Genomic DNA, 16973 nt, shown 5'->3' with positions numbered 1-16973 from the left:
CTATTTAATTTTCTTTGCTGGATTACCAAATACGGTAGACCCAGATTTTACTTTTGATACAACAACACTACCAGCTCCAATTACGACATCATCTCCAACTTTTACCTTTGGAATAACAAGCGCATGAGAACCCATGAAAACTCTAGAACCTAATTCTACGAAACCAGTTACATCACAATGGCCACTTAACGTACAATAATCATGCAGTAAAACATCGTGCCCGATTGATGAATGGGCGTTGAGTGTAGAAAGCTTTCCAATAGCAACATCTGTTGTAATAGTAACGTTTGGGCAAATAACACTCCCAATTCCGATCTTCACGTTTTTTCCAATAACTGCTGTTGGATGAATAAAAGTCATAAATGTAACATTTCGATGATTATAATATTCATATAATTGCTGTTTAAACTGAGGGTCTGCTATAGCCATTATTAACACATCATTTTTTGTGATACATGAATTTTTAATCGGCCCAACAACTCCGCTCTTGTAATTAAAGTTGTCTAGGTCATTAGAAAAATCTGAAAGAAAACCTCCAAAATCATGCCCTAACTTATCGAAGCCAATGCTATCTAAATAGCTGTATATTTCTCGTGCAAAACCACCCGCACCAATTAAATAAGCCGCCATCAGTTGACTCCTGTTCGAATGGTTTTTATGACTGTTGCTACATTTTCTATTGTCATATGAGCATGCAAAGGCAAGCACAATATTACTTCAGATGCGTGCAAACTATTCGGTGTACCATAGTTGTGGCTATCAACAAATATTTTATCTAGGGAGGGGGAAAAATAGTGCCTACTTTGAATATTATTTGCGCGCAACTCTTGTGTAACACGTTCGAACTGCTGTTTGTTTTTTAACAAAATTGGCATATAAGCACCATTTGCATTGGATTCAGGATGCCAAACGGGTAGTTCCACGACATCTTTGAGACCTAACCTATATGCATAAAATAATTCAGTTCGGTGATTGAGTATATTATCTATCTCTTCTAGGTTGACTAAACCTACAGCAGCTTGGTATTCATTCATTTTGGCATTAATGCCGACATTCACAATACCTTGTTCTGGATGGATACCAAAATTTATAATATCTTTTGCTTTCTCATAATTGGCTCTATCTTTAAAAACAATGCCCCCTCCTTCAACTGTATGAAAAACTTTGGTTGCATGAAAACTAAGAGTACTTGCATCTCCATAGTTTAACACTGATTGACCATTAACCTTCACACCAAAAGCATGTGCTGCGTCATAGATAACCTGAAGATTATTTATCTCACTCAACTCATCTATTGCTGTTACATCACATGGGTTGCCATAAACATGCGTCGCAACTAAAGTGTCGGCTTTACAGCCTTTACGATAAGCAGTTTTTATGGCTTGTGGACAAAGATTCAAACTATGAGGGTTAATATCGGAAAAAGCCACTTCATCTTTCTGCCACTTAAATGCACTAACAGTTGCAACAAAACTGAATGGCGTAGATATAATTGATTTACAGCCGATAGCTCTTCCGGCAACCTGAAGGGCTGATGTACCATTATTTGTAAGAAGCAGGTTTTGGACGCCTAAGTAGTCTTCTAACCTCTCAGTTAACTCTTGATGCATAGGGCCAAAGTTAGTAAACCACCCGCTACTATTAACTTGTTCTAATAATTTATGTAATTTTTTCAAGTTTGGTTGAATAGGGCTATTCAAAGCGATCATGCACTATAACTCCAGAACGTTAAGCTTTTATTGTGTTTTTTAGGGTCATGAGCAATGGCTTTTGTACAATCAACATAATTCCTATATATGTACAAATGGCTACTACTAACATAGTCAAAATTTGTAATACACTATTGGTTATGTGCATACCCACCATATACCCAACAAAGGCGGAACATGCAGTAATAATTGCGATAGGAGTTAATGCTAGAAACTGTTTTGTTACCGTTATACTCGAAAGTTTCCCAGTGTAGTAGGTATTGACGAACAATGCTAAATAAGAGCTTATAACCATTCCTATACACATTGCTTTAATCCCCATTGGTACAGTAATAATTAATATTATTGTAATAATGGCCTTTTTAATCACCTCTAGTTTTAAAAAAATATCAGAACGACCTTTTACTTGTAACATGTTTAAATTTATCGCATGAATGGGATAAAGTACGAATGCCATTGTAATTATACTTATAAATTCTGCACTAGCCTGCCACTCGGGCCCTAATAAAATATCGACAAGAGGCCTTGCTATGATACAAATCCCAAACATTACTGGAAATATAACAAAGGCGGAAAGCCTCAAGATAAGTAAGTAGGTTTCGTCTAGTTTTTTTTCATCATTCTGTAAGGCACTTAACATCGGGTAGGTTACTTTTTGAATCACCCCAGTTAATGTCATCGCAGGTAAGCCTGACAGTTTATTTGCTTGGTTGAATAAACCAAGCTGTATGGCACTAAATTGTTTACCAATAATCAAGCCGTAAGCATTGTTGTATATGGTATCGAGCAAACCAGATAAAAGCAACTTTGAACCAAATCCAAATAAATCCTTGAATGATTCATTAGAAAATTTATGCTTAGGCCACCAAGGAGTAAGTAAATTAAGCATCAACACATTCACAATTGCTAAAGCTAATTGTTGAGCAACTAGCGCCCAAACCCCATAACCAAAATAAGCTGATAGCAAAGCTAATGAACCACTGATAATTAGGGCTGTTAAATTACATTTAGCTTGAGTTTTAAAGTTTAAATTAACGGTGAGCTTTACCCTTGGGATAGCTGAAAATGTATTGATGACGATTGTTAATGCAATCACCCGAGTTAATAGGGTTAACTCGGGCTCCTGGTAAAATTGAGCAATATAAGGTGCGAAAAAAAACAATAAAGCATAACAACTTACTGAGACACCTAGGCTAAAGTAAAAAGTTGTCGCAAAATCAGATTCGCTTCTATCAGTTTTACGTATCAGTGCCTGACTAAACCCGCTATTCACAAACACATTCGCAATCGCGATGAATATAGTCAGCATTGCCACTAAACCAAATACGCTTGGGCCAAGAATGTTGGCTAAGGTCAAACTAATAACTAAACCTACGGCCTGCGAGCCTAAACTATCTAATGCACTCCAAATAAAACCACTTTTAACTGTTTTTTTATTATGCGTCATTTTTCGAATTAATTAGTTGAGTTAAGTATTTACCGTATTCATTTTTTTGCATTGGCTCAGCAATGGTCAGTACTTCATCTCTTGTCAGCCATTTGTTTCTCCATGCAATTTCTTCTAGACAAGCTATCTTTAGGCCTTGTATATGCTGCACGGTTTGAACAAAGTTTGAAGCTTCATGCAAACTTTCGTGCGTTCCGGTATCTAACCAAGCAAAGCCTCGACCTAACAATTCAACGTGTAAGCTACCTTCATCCAAATACATTTGATTAATACTGGTTATTTCTAGCTCCCCACGCTGTGAATATTCAACTTTTTTTGCTTTTTCAACAACAGTGTTATCATAAAAATACAGGCCAGTAACTGCAAAATTGGATTTAGGGTATTCTGGTTTTTCTTCTATTGTTACAGCTTGCTGATTTTCATCAAATTCAACAACACCGAACCGTTCTGGATCTTTGACATGGTACCCAAATACAGTTGCACCATTTTGGCGGTTATTTGCACTAGCTAGAGTTTCTGGAAAACCCTGACCATAAAAAATATTATCCCCTAGCACTAAGCAAACCGAACTATCACCTATAAACCTCTCTCCAATAATAAAGGCCTGAGCTAAACCATCAGGGCTTGGTTGAACTGCATATTCAAGCTTTATACCAAAATCTGAGCCGTCACCCAAGATTCGCTCAAAGCCTTGCTTATCTTCTGGAGTGGTAATGATCAATATCTCTTTTATCCCTGCAAGCATTAATGTCGATATCGGATAATAAATCATCGGCTTATCGTAGACCGGTAACAATTGTTTAGAAACACCACGCGTAAGAGGATATAAGCGTGTTCCACTGCCACCGGCAAGAATGATCCCTTTCGTATTCGATGTTTGTACCTTAAAGGATGAAAATGATGACATATATTGTGAACCTTGTTCTATTAGTAAAAGTCGGTGAATGTTAAGTGCATATTTACTCTTCGTTTACGCCTAAACGCTCACGTTGGTAACTGCCATCTTGCACGTTTTGACACCAAGTAGAATTATCTAAATACCATTGCACTGTCTTGCGAAGACCCGTTTCAAAGGTTTCCTCAGGCGTCCAACCGAGCTCACGTTGCATTTTAGATGAATCAATAGCGTAACGGCGATCATGTCCAGGGCGATCTTGAACGTAAGTGATTTGCTCTGCATACGCCGAATTTTTCGGTACTAACGTATCTAGGATTTCACAAATCGTATTCACGACTTCGAGGTTTTTCTTCTCGTTATGGCCACCAATATTGTAGGTCTCGCCCACTTTACCTTCGGTCACCACTTTGTAGAGCGCTCGTGCATGGTCTTCAACAAACAGCCAGTCACGGATTTGATCACCTTTCCCGTAAATAGGCAGATCTTTACCCTCTAGCGCATTCAAAATGACCAGTGGGATCAGTTTTTCAGGGAAGTGATAAGGGCCGTAGTTATTTGAGCAGTTGGTTACTATGGTTGGCAGGCCGTAAGTGCGCAACCATGCTCGAACTAAGTGGTCGCTCGAGGCTTTTGACGCCGAGTATGGGCTTGATGGCTCATACGAGGTTGTCTCTAAAAACATTGGCAGCGCTGTGCCCTCTGGAGCTTCATCAGGGTGTAGGAGATCGCCATACACTTCATCGGTAGAAATATGATGGAAACGGAACTCAGCTTTTGCGCCTTCTTCAAGTGTATTCCAATACTCGCGTGTTGCTTCTAGTAGCGTATAGGTGCCAACAATATTGGTTTCGATGAATGCCGCAGGGCCTGTGATTGAACGGTCAACGTGTGACTCTGCTGCCAAGTGCATGACTGCATCCGGTTGGTGTGCTTTAAACACTCGATCTAATTCTGTACGATTACAAATGTCCACTTGCTCAAAGGCATAACGTTCAGACAAATCGACTTCTAAAAGAGACTCTAAATTACCTGCATAAGTGAGCTTATCAACGTTGACCACGCTGTCAGAAGTATTATTGATGATATGACGAATAACAGCTGAGCCGATAAAACCAGCACCACCAGTGACGAGGATTTTCATAATATTCTCTTGTAGTATCATGCTTAGAACACCTCACGAACGTGAAGATGCTGTTTGTAAATGAGGAATTTAATCACACAAACATCTCAGTGATATGAAAGCCACTAAGACACTTTTTATTCATGTTGAGACAGTCTATTTTCGACAATCTCTTATAAAACCTAGATTTTGCTCTCTTTTTTTAAACCGCCTTAATAGGCCACCAAAGTGGCTTTTTTCAACCTTTGAGCTTGCCGCACTACTTGCTAGTCACTCGCATTTGGGTACGCTACCGCCCTTAGGTTTGGCTCCTAAAGGCAATAGTCACAATTTGTTCGCTTTATGCGTTTTTCATACGGTTTTAAATATGCGGAGTATTCTAACAAAGTAAGTGCATATTAACCAGTTTGAAATTGACTCTGGCATGACAAACAACTCACCACGCATTCAGGCAGCGGAAGCATTGTACGTCTTGCAGGTATTGAGTGCCTATATGGGACCTATTTTCTTATGCTGCGTCGCAGTAGAGTTTTCTATAACAATGAAAATATTGCCGTTTCTGTACAGCGAGACGAAGCTTGGGTTGTTGTTTACCGCCAATAACGCTTTAATCTCAGTACGTGTTAGCCCTTGTGGGTAGTGGTTAACCAGCAGTTCAATAACTCGCCAATGCGCCCTTCCACTCGCGCTATCTCTTTTTCTAAAATGATTACTTTCTCTTTCGTTGTCAGTTTTTTAGGCTGGTATCGTCCATTTGCCCTCTTCCTAATTCTACTTTTGTATCTTGACGTTTTTTGTCTGTATTCACGCTTGGTCTGCCCTAGCCTTTGGTTTGCCCTAATTTTTTCTTTGCCTTCGCGTTTGGCCGTGTGAATAATCGAATGGTCACTGCTTAGAATCCGTGCCGGGCGATTTGGATTGAACTAGGGCCTTGATACGTGCTTCAAATGGGTTGATGGTGCTTTTGGCTTTGCAGTCCGTTAGGGCCTGAGAGACAGGTGTGGGGTTTTGAGATTTGCTTTCGGCTTGATTGCTTTTGACTGGCTGCGCTTGGTTTGAAGCTGTTGTAGGCACATCTGCTTTTCTTGATCCTACGGCTTTTATCGATTGAGCTTTCTTTGAGGGTTTCACCTCTTTTGTTTGCTTAGCCGCTTTAGCTTGTTTAGCCGCTCTTGTTTGCTTAAAGACTGGCGATGAATCTCGCTTCGCTTTGACTTGGGCGCTTCTTCTTAGCCAGCCATTCACAAAGTGGCCAATGTGCTCGAAGGGCTTGCGCTTATCCGGGTTGATGTACAGCCACTCTTGCATGGCATGCAGTTCTTGTAGCACATTTAACTTTGGGCAGGTGCGTTCTAATATGGTGGTGAACTCATGATAAATCGGCGCACGGCCCTCTTTGGTGAGCAGGTGAATCACGACTTCATCCTGTTGGCTTATGGTAGTAGTGGCTTGAGGTATCGTTGACTCTTTTTCAAGAAACAAGGCTGTTTCAAGATCTGGGGCTGTTTTACAAGGAATATCTGTTTTATGTTCTTTATGAAAGATTATGTGTGCCAGTTGATCACTCTTCGTGTTGGATCTTGAGTCACCTAGGTGGGTGTCAGAGTGATCTGTATTCTTTGTAAGTTCTGCCTTCTACGCATTTTCTTGCGAGGCTGGCGGTAAGTCTGTTTGTTCTACATTGGCGTTATCTAGGTCGGTTTGATCATTTAGGTCTAGATCGGTCTGCTGAATATGGCTGTCGCTGGGTAGGCTCAGCTGATATATATTGCTGCGCTAGCGTCCTGAATCATCAAACCGCTTTATCCGCTTCACAAAGCCTTGTTTTTCGAGTTCATTAACGTGTCGTTTCACGGTTCTTACTGACACTTCGCAATATTACGCTAAGTAATGTAGGGAAGGGAAACACACGCCGCGCGCGTCTGCATTGTCGCCAATTTTAATAGTAACAGCTTGCTAATAGGTGAGGCAGCTTTTAATGGGATGAAATAAAAAATTAAATAAAAACATATAGATAACGCTCCTTATTAATTGGTCATTCTATGAAAACCTATTGATTGAAAAAGCATTAACAACACTTATTGGCGCTTTAGGGGCGAAAACCCCAATAAAAAATCTTGATTTACATTGCTCTCCCCATGCAGCAATAAGGTTCTAAATGAACGCGATAGTTTCTCTTTTTATTTCAGCATAACAACCCGGTAGGTGAGCCTCGAGTGTCGACCTTATTCCCCAATCAGTCAAACTAGCAGTTATTTTTTAGTAATAACGAGGGGTGTAGCCAAATACTGGTGTATGAAGCTAGCAGTTATAAAGAAAGCCAAATGGAAGGTTGTTATTTTGTTAAGAAGACTGCTTTGACGTCAACAGCAATGAGGAGATATGACTTGGCAAGCACGCAGGAGTAAACCGACGCGCATGTGAAAGGATACAATAGTGGCTATATTGGAGTTTGTATGGTAGACGGTTGAAACGTCGAGCTGCAACCAGAAGACAACTTCACGCTGGCGAAGCGTAAGGTACTGCTTGGTTTGATGGCTGCATTACAAAAGCAGTTCTTGATTTCAAATGAGAATGTTAAGGGACATAAAGATGGGGGCTAAAGCGTGTCCGATTATGAAACTAAGAGCTAAAGAGCAGATGCAGGTAACGGAGATGCGAAGAGCTGGATACGAACCAACTCTTCGCTTTTCGTATTAAGCTACAGCTCTTCGAAACTCAATTACTCACATCTCGTATCTGCTTTAATTACTTTTTATCACTCGAATATGCGTAATTATAGTAACCGTAACCGTAACCGTACGAGCTTGATGCTTTCTTCTCTATGGCATTAAAGATAACACCCTTCACTTCGATACCAGATTGTTCAAAACGATTACGAGCAACATCAATCTCTTTAATGGTGTTTTGACCATAACGCGCGACCATTAATGTGGTGCCAGCGAAGGCGCCGACAATGCTTGGGTCGGTTACCGCAAGTACGGGCGGGGTATCAACAATCACCAAATCATACTCTTTCGATGCCCATTCCATTAGTTCTGCAAAGCGTGGGTGCATCAGCAGCTCTGATGGGTTCGGTGGCACTTGGCCGCGAGTAATAATATCTAGGTTCTCTACCGGTGTGGTTTTCACTGATTGAGCGAACTCTTGCTTGCCGCTCAGCACATCAGAAAGGCCGTTGTCCCATTTCACACCAAAGCTTTGTTGTAGGTAACCTTTACGCATATCGGCATCAATCAACAATACTTTCTGGCCTGTTTTTGCGGCTACTGCGGCAAAGTTAGTCGAGATGAATGATTTACCAATGCCCGGCGCAGGGCCAGAGATCATCAAGATGTTGTTTTTCGCTTCGAGCATTGCGAAGTGTAAGCTGGTACGAAGGCCACGCAGTGCTTCAACCGAAAGATCGGCAGGGTTCGATTCAGCAAGCAGTGCTTGAGTCCCCTTGGTCTGCTGTTTCTTCGATTTAAAGCGGTTGGTTAGTTCAATCTGTAAATCAGATTTTGGTACCGCTGCGTAAACAGGCAGGCCGATTTGTTCAATTTGGTCTGGGCTTTCCACACCACGGTGGAACGCTGCTTTAATAAGCACAAAAGCTACAATGAGTATTCCGCCAAGCATAGTAACTAATACGACAATAAGTGACTTCTTCGGCTTTATTGCGCCAGAGTAAGCTTGGGCATCATCTAAGATACGAACGTTACCTACAGTACCCGCCTTGATAATACTCAGCTCTTGAACCTTATTTAAAAGTTGGATGTAGATTTGTTGGTTTACTTCAACATCACGAGTCATACGTAGTACTTCTCGTTGTGTTTTAGGGAGACGCTGTACTTGTTTATTTAAACGTTCTTTTTCTTCAAGAAGAATATTTCTTTTGTCCAATAAAGATTTGTATGTAGGGTGATCCTTAGTAAAACGTTGGCTGATTTCGCTTTCTTTAAACGTTAACTCATTCAATTGAGACTCTAACCCCACCACTAGTTTCAATGTTGATTGTGCTTCTAAGCCTAAATCAATGGAGTCATTCTTCTGACGATAGTTATTAAGTGTGTCTTCGTAACTAGTTAACTGGGACTTAATGCCAGGAAGGTGACTTTCTAAGAAAGATAGGCTCTTTTCTGCTTCCGCTGAATTACGCTGAACGTTTTGTAAAAAATAGGTTTGGCTAATATGATTGAGTATTTTAGAAATCTGCTGTTTATCCTCACCCTCAAAACTCAGTTTGAGCATACCTGTATTACTACCTTGTTCGAATAGAGACAAGGAAGATTTCAGCCATCCAATTGCAGCAAGTTCACTTCTCTTGCCAATAGCAAACTCGAAGCCGTTACTCGATTCAAAGCCTGCTACAAATAGACTGTACCCATCCACAGCTGCAAATTCACCTACTTTGCCTTTCAAGATAACGTGATCATCGCCACGAACTAATTGATAAATGCCTTGTTCTGCATCTAAAATTTGAATTTTATGGGAACCCGCTGTGTGCGGAGGAACAACAAAGCGGCTGACTTTAATATGATTGATGTCGCCTTTTAAGCGCGCAAGACCTTTACCTATATAAGGAAGATAGATAGGTGACGTAATAGTGGTAAGGTTAAATTTATCAACGGTTTCGCCCAAGATCATGCGAGATTTAATAATCTCTATTTCAGTCGTTACAGATGAATTTTGAGAAAATAACTCTCCCATATCACCAACCATAGATGAAATACCACCAGAGTTTTTTTGTTCAATTTGAATGAGTGCGTCCGCTTTATATATTGGGGTTGAAAGCAAAGCAAAAGCAATACCCAATATAGCAAAAGAAAATGTGGTCATCATGATTAACCATTTAGCATCCAGAAGAATACCAAGTAACTTTCCTAAATCTATATCTTCTACAATATTAGAATAATGTTGCTGAGATGGTTGTGTTGTCATCAGATTACTACTTCCTAAACTAGGTACTTAAGATAAGTAAATACGAATTTCGCATTCACTACCTTACATGGTTCTATTAGCTAAAGTGTAAAGCGTAGCATGCCATTGCTGGGCCTTAATTACAGTTTTCTCGCCCATGCCTGTGCTGCTTCGTCAATCAACTTATAAGCGTGTTCAAACGCCTCACGACTTTGTCGATAAGGGTCGGGAATGTCTTTTTGGCCAATCCAATGGCCAAACAGCATTGTTTTACCACGTGTTTCTGGCGATATTTGAGTGAGCGCTTCCAAATGCCCCTTCTCCATCACCAATATCAAATCATACTGAGCACAAAGCAGTGCCGTGACTTGTTGAGATTGATGATTTTCAACATCCACCCCATTTTCAGCGGCGATTAAGATTGCAGTGCCATCTGCCGGTTTACCGATTAAACGACTTTTTTCGGCTGCAATACCTGCAGAGGCTACATCTTTGTTGGGAAGCAATTTTTGTAAAACTCGTTCTCCTGTCGGTGAACGGCAAATATTACCCACACATACAACTAAAATTTTATTAAACATAACTGACTTATAACTTTAATGAGCTTTTAAGCTTAAAAAAAAAACAGATTACACACTAAATGTAACCTGACCTCATTACCAGTCGCGAACGCGCAACACAGATTCAGATAGTTCATTGAAACCTGAAATGGTTGGGAGTAGCTGACTGATCACTCGGTTCCAGCGGATAACAGGTGCGGCAGTAACATAAACGATATCGTATGGCTTTAGATCAAATTCGGTACCAATAACTAGTGCCGAGACATCTTCCATATTCAACTGGTAAATGTCCGCCATGCGTTCTGACTTATCATCAGAAGTGCGAATAACAAAGACACCAGTTGCATCGGCTGCCAGTTGGTCAATACCACCAACATTACTCAATGCTTCTGTTAAGCTCATACCCGCACGGTCAATCTTCAATAATTGAGGGTTGTTCACTTCCCCCATAACAAATATTTTTTGAGCGTCATTACGAGGCACGTGAACAATATCACCGGTTTGCAGCAGTCGATTTTGAGTCAAATCCCCCTTCTGCATTAGCGCATATAAAGAAACATATTCTTGTACACCATTACGTGTTAGCGAAACATTTCGCCAATCAGCATCTTCAGACAAACCACCAGAGCGATTTACAGCATCAAGTAAAGTTAGGGGGATGTTAGTAATCGCTTGTTGTCCTGGAGAATCAACTTCACCAGTAATGTAGGTTCTTTGGGAACGAAAACCCGCCACATTGACATCAACTTGCGGACTTTCAATATATTGAGAAAGACGCTTAGAAATATCAGTTCGAATCTCATCGACAGTCTTACCTAAAACATTAACACTTCCGATATACGGGTAAAATATAGTCCCATTAGATCTAACCCAATTACCAGCTTCCTCAGCACTACGGTAAGAGCCCGCAGGAATAGTCAGTTCAGGGTGATCCCAAATGGTGATATTTAAGATGTCACCGACACCGACTTTGTACTCATATCTTGCAATATCAACATCCAATTCAGGGTTCGCTTGGGAGACAGATAAGGTACCCGTTCGGTAATGTGAGACTGATTGTGCCGTAAGTGGATAAAGGTTAACTTCATCAGAAATATCCAACTCTTGCTGCTCCTCAGAGAGCTGAATCACATTCTTACCATCTGTAGGCAGGTGAGTTCCTGGAGTAGTACACCCTGCAAGCAATGCAGGAAGGAGCGCTAAAAGGAGACGATTTTTATTAATCTTCATGTTAACCAAGTCATAGAAACGGAATGTGTCGTGATATCCCAAAGGACACCCAAAGAAGTTAGAACAAACAATTTTATCAGCTACGCAGTATTTAATAGAGTTAATGAGGGCTATTACTGTGATATCGCTCCCACTTAATATCAAAGATAGGAACGCTACCGCCCTTTGATATTCCGCGACATCACACTGCGTAGTTAATCTGCCTCTATCTATCTGGAATTGAGATAGAGGTTTTTTGTCATAAACCGAGCCAAAGATCGGACTTTCACCCGGTTATTTTATTGCGTATGCATTATCCACAATTTGTGTTTATTATCAACCTAGTTGAATGGTTTAGGAGCAGATGCGAGTGAGCGAGTGGCGAAGAGCTAAAGAGCTAAAGAGCTAAAGAGCAGATGAGAGTAGCGAGATACGAGTAAACGAAGAGCCTAAAGCCGTGTCGGGATGCTTTTAGCTCCTCCCCTTTATCACAACTGTTGCTTGGCAGAAAATACCAACATAAGGGGAGGCTGGGAGGGGTTGGTAACACATAGATTAATATCCCCCTCTAACTCCCCCTTTGATGAATATCACGATATCTTAAGCTATTCGTTATTCGATTATTCGATTATTCGATTATTCGAGACTGCTCTTTCCCCGCTCTTCGTATCCCGCTTACTCGTCACCCGCATCTGCTTTCGATCTACTTAACGCTACTCGGCCTTTGGAACCAAGGTGAGCGAGCATCGGTTTGATCGAACAAGTTGTATTGCTTGTTCAGCACTTGCCCGCCGTCACGCGTGATCGGTAACCAGGTAAAACCTGCGCGGCTTGAGCTTGGTTTCACAGTAACAAGATCGAACGGAATCGATACATAGAAGCCTTTGGTGTAGCTGCCTTCACCGTATTCTTCGGTTGTCATGTCGGTTAAGCTAACAAACGCACCGGCAATAACGCCGCTCTTAAACTGCTTAGAGAAGTCGACACGAGTACCGATATCACCCGCAAGGAATTTACCAACGCCTACTTTAAGCAAGGTACCACTCAAGAAATCCCATTGTGGTGTGTAGTAACCCGTAATAAAACCAGTCGTGCCTTTATCGATCACTTTGTACGTTCGGCTGCTGTCGTCTGGGTTGACTTGGATCTCTTGATCAAACGTGCCAAACCAGCTTTCTGGGTCGCGCTGGCTTATTGCTGTCATGTCTGCACCAATGGCCCAGTTTTGGTTGAATGGGCGATACAGGATTTCGCCACCCACACCCGCGAACATGCTCTCTAGGTAACCGCCGTAAGCTTGGGTATAGATACCACTGCCATAGTCTTCAAACCACGTCAGTTGTAAACGGTCTAAACGAACCGGATCATCAACATAAGAGCGGAACAAGGTTCTTACCCTTGGCGTTTGGTCAGTGCCGTCTGATGGGATGGTATAGTTAAACTTGTCGTAGTTATCGACTAAGTTAACGTACAAAGAGCCCGACAGTTCAACATTGTTTAACGCCCAGAACGAAGCGTTGGTGTATAAACCCAAACTGTATAAATAGAAGTTTTCAGCCGAACCGAACGATTGAGCTAGGTTTGGTGAAATCGACACATCGAATCGCTCACGCCCATCATGATAAATAACGGATTTCTTACGCTCTAACTCGTGAGTATCGGTTGCATCACTGGTTTGAGCATTGAGATAACTGTTATTAGCCGCCGCTTTGAACGCTTGTGCATCTACCGTTGTCTCAGTGAGTTCCATCGATTTATCATTTTCGATGATTTTATAAGTATCGATGTAACTTGGCACCGCATTCGCAATCACGGTCGCACCGCGCTCAAGGGCGATATCTCTGTCTCGGTATTTAACCTGAGTACCCTTTACCACAATACTATTATCGTCGACCAAGATTTGCGCTTGTTCATAGCCCGCGATCGTTTCTAGCTCTTCCGCGAGGGCAGCCATATCAATATCATCAACCGTCTCGACATCGCTTGGGCGCAATTCTGCTGTTTCAGTATCTCGCCACACAGAATACATTTCATTGAAGTTGGTAGAAAGATCGAAGCCAAGGGTTAAAGTATCGCCTCGCTCATAGCTGACTTTCGCCGAACCCCAATCAGTGAAATGGTACACAGCACCCACGTTCCATGAAGTGTGTTGCGTCATGTCTACCCCACGAACGGCTGAAAAGTCTTGAGAATAATCATTACCATCGTACTCAACTTTCAAGGTTAGCGGCTTATAAGGGGTTTGGTATTCAAAACCACCATAAATCGCCGCATCACCTTTAAACCAGCGTTCAAAGTCAATACTGCCGCCATTGCCTTTAAAATCAGACGGGCGTTCACAATACTTATCGCTAGCTTTACACAATGGATTGGTAAAATTGCCACTTGTGCCCATGTATCCCCAAGCTATACCCAAGGTAAAATCAACGGGGCCAAAACGCTTGGTTGCCGCGACAAATTCGCCATCAAACAAACCTGTACCGCCGAAGTCACGCACACCTACCGAGACTTCCGGTAAGTAGTACCCTTCTTCGATTAAACGCAGTTTAAAGTCGATGCCTTTATCGGTGTATTTAGTACAACCACTGAATGAGTTTTGGGAGCAGTCTTGGTCTGCGCCTCCGCTATAAAGCATGTCTTGTACTTGTGTATAACGAATGGTGGTTTCAAGCCAAGGCATCACCTGCAGGCTGACGTTATAAAAGTAGTATTCATTGTTAAACGAAGCACTAAAGTTGAACTCACCTTCTGGTGCCATTCGGCCTGTTGGCATTTGCATTAAGCCAACACCACCAAAGTTCATTTGCGATGTTCTGTATTCAGTGTCGTCGAATGACGATTTTTCTGCTCGAATCGAAGAGGAATCAATGGTTGTTTCGGCTCTAATCGACATACTATTGGTCATTAATAAAGCACACGTAACCGATGTGCACACTGCCGATAGGGGGAATGATTTCTGTTTCAGCATTACAGGCCAACCTTATGACGTAGCAAATCGACAATATCTTGGTTCAACGTTGAGTATTCCGATGGCAGAGAGTAGAACGCCATAAATACGATAGCACCAGGTGCTAAGTACACCGGCTGTTCGTTCCAGTATGCATATTGAATGGTTTGCACCACGCCATCTGGCTGAACAACATAAGCCACGCTTTTATCTGCAGATTCACCAATAAAGCCATTCGGCAATGCATCGAGGTAATCATTCAACGTTCCATGCTCAATCAGATTCATTGTTACCGACTCTTTCATTGCACCCATCAACTGAATTGACGTTGGTCGTTGTGGTAAGTACAGAGAAAAGGCTTGAGTTTCACTAGTCGACACTCTTTTAATGGCAGCAGACGACGGCTTGTTAATATTGGAACTTGAAACAAGTAACGGATTCTTATCTGGTTGCGAGATAACCGCATTTCGGTCTAATTCAATAAAAACTCGATTGAGATATTGGAAAGAGGCTAACTGTTGGCGCACTAAGTTTGCTTCTGGCTCTTCTACTGCGAAAGCTTCAAGCTGGTTCAGTACATTGCGCTTTTTGGCTTCGATAGCTTGGTTAGCTTCTTTAAATCCAGTAACTGCAGTCGCTTCAGTATTGGTTATATCAAACAGTTGAGCCGAAAGGGGGAAGTAACCAATAGTACCGTTAGCGTTAGAGCTCGCATTCGCGTTTGCGTCGTCTAATACACGAAGCAGTCGAACGTTAGTTTGATACTCAAGCGTCACACCTTGAAGAGGAAGCTCGATTGTTGTTTTAATCGACGAAGAGCGTTCAGGCGTAACAAGATCAGAAGCCGAAGAAGCGGAGCTCAAAGCAAACAAAGCGCTCATCATTAACAGAGCTCTCATCGTTAATAAAGTTCTCACCAATGGCAACCGACGTCCCATCATTTTTGATGTATGACTCATATAATTCATCATTTTAGTTCATTACCCTGTTCGTTAATTGCTTTGATAATGCTTAAGGACGGTTAACTCAAGCCTTGTCATATCAGGGCCTAAATACTGTATGGTTTTTACCACTTTGCCTTCGCTGTCGACCCAATATTCGTTGGTGATGTCTTGTTCTAATATTGGGAATTGAATTTTTTCTTGGAATTTCTTGGTATCGATAGACGCTAACGGAGTTTCAACCGTGTCATTTCCCACATACGTTCGGGTGATGTTCGCTTTATAGCCGAATCGATAGTTAGGTTGCCAGTCGTAAACCGCTTGCCATTTTTGGGCACCGGGGTTGTCAGACACATCAAACGCATAAGCAGAGTCTGGCGACGAGCTGTTTGCAGAAGAGAATGCATTCAACGGTTGGAATGCCAAACCAGAGAGGTTTTCGTAAGGAAGCAATAGCGTTTGTACAATACGTCCATTTTCAGTGACGATCATCGCTTTGTCAGAAGACATCCACTTTAACTGCTCTGCGCCCGTTTGCGGGTTTTCACCGACGTACGCTAAGACCATGAAGATCTTACCTTGGTCATTCACTTCGGCATAAATGCTGGAATAAGGTAACGTTTGAATGTATTCCTTGGATAGCTCAACATCGGAGCTTCCAAAAAAGGCTTCATCAAAAGTAGAGTTAACGTCTTGAAACTGCTGAGAACAACCAGCAAGAAAAAGACCAAGAGATATGATTAGAGGTTTAAGCATGACGAGTTCTGCTTCCTAGCAATCTGGTTGCTGATGTCCAATATGGAAAATTAATCAATTAGATATAAAAAAACCACTTTATGCTTTCACATAAAATGGTTTTAAACGCCTACTCAAAAATTATCGAGTCGTTGTTGTCGTTGTTGCACCGCTTTCGTTAGAAGCAACCGCTACTGCTGCTGCTGCCGCTACTGCTGCTGTCGCTACTGCTACTGTTGTAGCCGTACCAGTTGCAGCTGCAGATGCACCAGCGCCTGCTGCTGTACCAGTACCTGAACCAGTACCCGCCGCAGCTGTTTCTTCAGCTGCAAATGCAGCACCTGAGAAGCTAACTGCTAATGCAGCTGCTAGAGCCATCTTTTTCATAATGATTTCCATTAATATAAACGTTTATATGTAGAGAGTAAGTTTTACACCCTCAATCAGTTGCTCAGCTTAAACAACTGATTGATCATCATAGATAATAACCACAATCAAGTAAATG

General features: G+C 41.7%; 12 protein-coding genes and 3 pseudogenes. 1 reads left to right on the top strand and 14 read right to left on the bottom strand.

The window, feature by feature from the left end:
* The 7 genes and pseudogenes from AB4371_RS13125 to AB4371_RS13095 form a co-directional block, all read right to left on the bottom strand.
* Positions 1-630 (bottom strand): acetyltransferase, encoded by a 630-nt coding sequence (locus AB4371_RS13125; protein WP_372149980.1) that lies wholly within the window; start codon positions 628-630, stop codon positions 1-3.
* On the bottom strand, positions 630-1709 hold the full coding sequence (locus tag AB4371_RS13120) for a DegT/DnrJ/EryC1/StrS family aminotransferase (protein WP_372149978.1): 1080 nt from the start codon (positions 1707-1709) through the stop codon (positions 630-632). Before AB4371_RS13120 ends, AB4371_RS13125 begins: the two co-directional genes overlap by 1 nt.
* Before the next feature lie 19 nt (positions 1710-1728).
* The gene (locus AB4371_RS13115; RefSeq protein ID WP_372149975.1) at positions 1729-3156 is read right to left on the bottom strand and encodes a lipopolysaccharide biosynthesis protein; all 1428 of its coding nucleotides are present in this window, start codon (positions 3154-3156) and stop codon (positions 1729-1731) included.
* Positions 3146-4063: a glucose-1-phosphate thymidylyltransferase RfbA gene (rfbA, locus tag AB4371_RS13110; protein WP_372149973.1), complete on the bottom strand. Its 918-nt coding sequence runs from the start codon at positions 4061-4063 to the stop codon at positions 3146-3148. Before rfbA ends, AB4371_RS13115 begins: the two co-directional genes overlap by 11 nt.
* A gap of 52 nt (positions 4064-4115) precedes the next feature.
* Positions 4116-5195 (bottom strand): dTDP-glucose 4,6-dehydratase, encoded by a 1080-nt coding sequence (rfbB, locus tag AB4371_RS13105; protein WP_372149970.1) that lies wholly within the window; start codon positions 5193-5195, stop codon positions 4116-4118.
* 415 nt (positions 5196-5610) lie between these two features.
* A pseudogene (locus AB4371_RS13100) lies at positions 5611-5928 on the bottom strand (hypothetical protein).
* Between the two features lie 131 nt (positions 5929-6059).
* Positions 6060-7186, bottom strand: a pseudogene (locus tag AB4371_RS13095) (helix-turn-helix domain-containing protein).
* Positions 7187-7582: 396 nt separating this feature from the next.
* Here AB4371_RS13095 and AB4371_RS13090 point away from each other — a divergent pair.
* Positions 7583-7802: pseudogene (locus tag AB4371_RS13090) on the top strand (N-acetylmuramoyl-L-alanine amidase); the annotation flags it as partial.
* A gap of 120 nt (positions 7803-7922) precedes the next feature.
* Here AB4371_RS13090 and AB4371_RS13085 read toward each other — a convergent pair.
* The 7 genes from AB4371_RS13085 to AB4371_RS13055 form a co-directional block, all read right to left on the bottom strand.
* On the bottom strand, positions 7923-10097 hold the full coding sequence (locus AB4371_RS13085; RefSeq protein WP_372149968.1) for a polysaccharide biosynthesis tyrosine autokinase: 2175 nt from the start codon (positions 10095-10097) through the stop codon (positions 7923-7925).
* A 119-nt stretch (positions 10098-10216) separates the two neighbouring features.
* Positions 10217-10657 (bottom strand): low molecular weight phosphotyrosine protein phosphatase, encoded by a 441-nt coding sequence (locus AB4371_RS13080; RefSeq protein WP_136974352.1) that lies wholly within the window; start codon positions 10655-10657, stop codon positions 10217-10219.
* A gap of 75 nt (positions 10658-10732) precedes the next feature.
* Complete coding sequence (locus AB4371_RS13075; protein ID WP_136974353.1) at positions 10733-11866, bottom strand: polysaccharide export protein; 1134 nt, start codon at positions 11864-11866, stop codon at positions 10733-10735.
* Positions 11867-12548: 682 nt separating this feature from the next.
* The gene (locus tag AB4371_RS13070; RefSeq protein ID WP_372149965.1) at positions 12549-14813 is read right to left on the bottom strand and encodes a YjbH domain-containing protein; all 2265 of its coding nucleotides are present in this window, start codon (positions 14811-14813) and stop codon (positions 12549-12551) included.
* On the bottom strand, positions 14813-15760 hold the full coding sequence (locus tag AB4371_RS13065; RefSeq protein ID WP_372150046.1) for a capsule biosynthesis GfcC family protein: 948 nt from the start codon (positions 15758-15760) through the stop codon (positions 14813-14815). Before AB4371_RS13065 ends, AB4371_RS13070 begins: the two co-directional genes overlap by 1 nt.
* A 24-nt stretch (positions 15761-15784) precedes the next feature.
* Positions 15785-16489 (bottom strand): YjbF family lipoprotein, encoded by a 705-nt coding sequence (locus AB4371_RS13060; protein ID WP_372052440.1) that lies wholly within the window; start codon positions 16487-16489, stop codon positions 15785-15787.
* 120 nt (positions 16490-16609) lie between these two features.
* Positions 16610-16855, bottom strand: coding sequence for a hypothetical protein (locus tag AB4371_RS13055; protein ID WP_017060480.1), 246 nt, complete (start codon positions 16853-16855; stop codon positions 16610-16612).
* Between the last annotated feature and the right edge of the window lie 118 nt (positions 16856-16973).

The organism is Vibrio sp. 10N.261.51.A3 (genome assembly GCF_041471965.1).
Classification (GTDB): domain Bacteria; phylum Pseudomonadota; class Gammaproteobacteria; order Enterobacterales; family Vibrionaceae; genus Vibrio; species Vibrio crassostreae_C.
This window is presented reverse-complemented; position numbering and strand designations above follow the sequence as displayed.

Coding starts and splice junctions, on each gene's coding strand:
- AB4371_RS13125 (WP_372149980.1), bottom strand. CDS start 630: ATGGCGGCTTATTTAATTGGTGCGGGTGGTTTTGCACGAGAAATATAC.
- AB4371_RS13055 (WP_017060480.1), bottom strand. CDS start 16,855: ATGAAAAAGATGGCTCTAGCAGCTGCATTAGCAGTTAGCTTCTCAGGT.
- AB4371_RS13070 (WP_372149965.1), bottom strand. CDS start 14,813: ATGCTGAAACAGAAATCATTCCCCCTATCGGCAGTGTGCACATCGGTT.
- AB4371_RS13075 (WP_136974353.1), bottom strand. CDS start 11,866: ATGAAGATTAATAAAAATCGTCTCCTTTTAGCGCTCCTTCCTGCATTG.
- AB4371_RS13060 (WP_372052440.1), bottom strand. CDS start 16,489: ATGCTTAAACCTCTAATCATATCTCTTGGTCTTTTTCTTGCTGGTTGT.
- AB4371_RS13065 (WP_372150046.1), bottom strand. CDS start 15,760: ATGAATTATATGAGTCATACATCAAAAATGATGGGACGTCGGTTGCCA.
- AB4371_RS13085 (WP_372149968.1), bottom strand. CDS start 10,097: ATGACAACACAACCATCTCAGCAACATTATTCTAATATTGTAGAAGAT.
- AB4371_RS13080 (WP_136974352.1), bottom strand. CDS start 10,657: ATGTTTAATAAAATTTTAGTTGTATGTGTGGGTAATATTTGCCGTTCA.
- rfbB (WP_372149970.1), bottom strand. CDS start 5,195: ATGAAAATCCTCGTCACTGGTGGTGCTGGTTTTATCGGCTCAGCTGTT.
- rfbA (WP_372149973.1), bottom strand. CDS start 4,063: ATGTCATCATTTTCATCCTTTAAGGTACAAACATCGAATACGAAAGGG.
- AB4371_RS13120 (WP_372149978.1), bottom strand. CDS start 1,709: ATGATCGCTTTGAATAGCCCTATTCAACCAAACTTGAAAAAATTACAT.
- AB4371_RS13115 (WP_372149975.1), bottom strand. CDS start 3,156: ATGACGCATAATAAAAAAACAGTTAAAAGTGGTTTTATTTGGAGTGCA.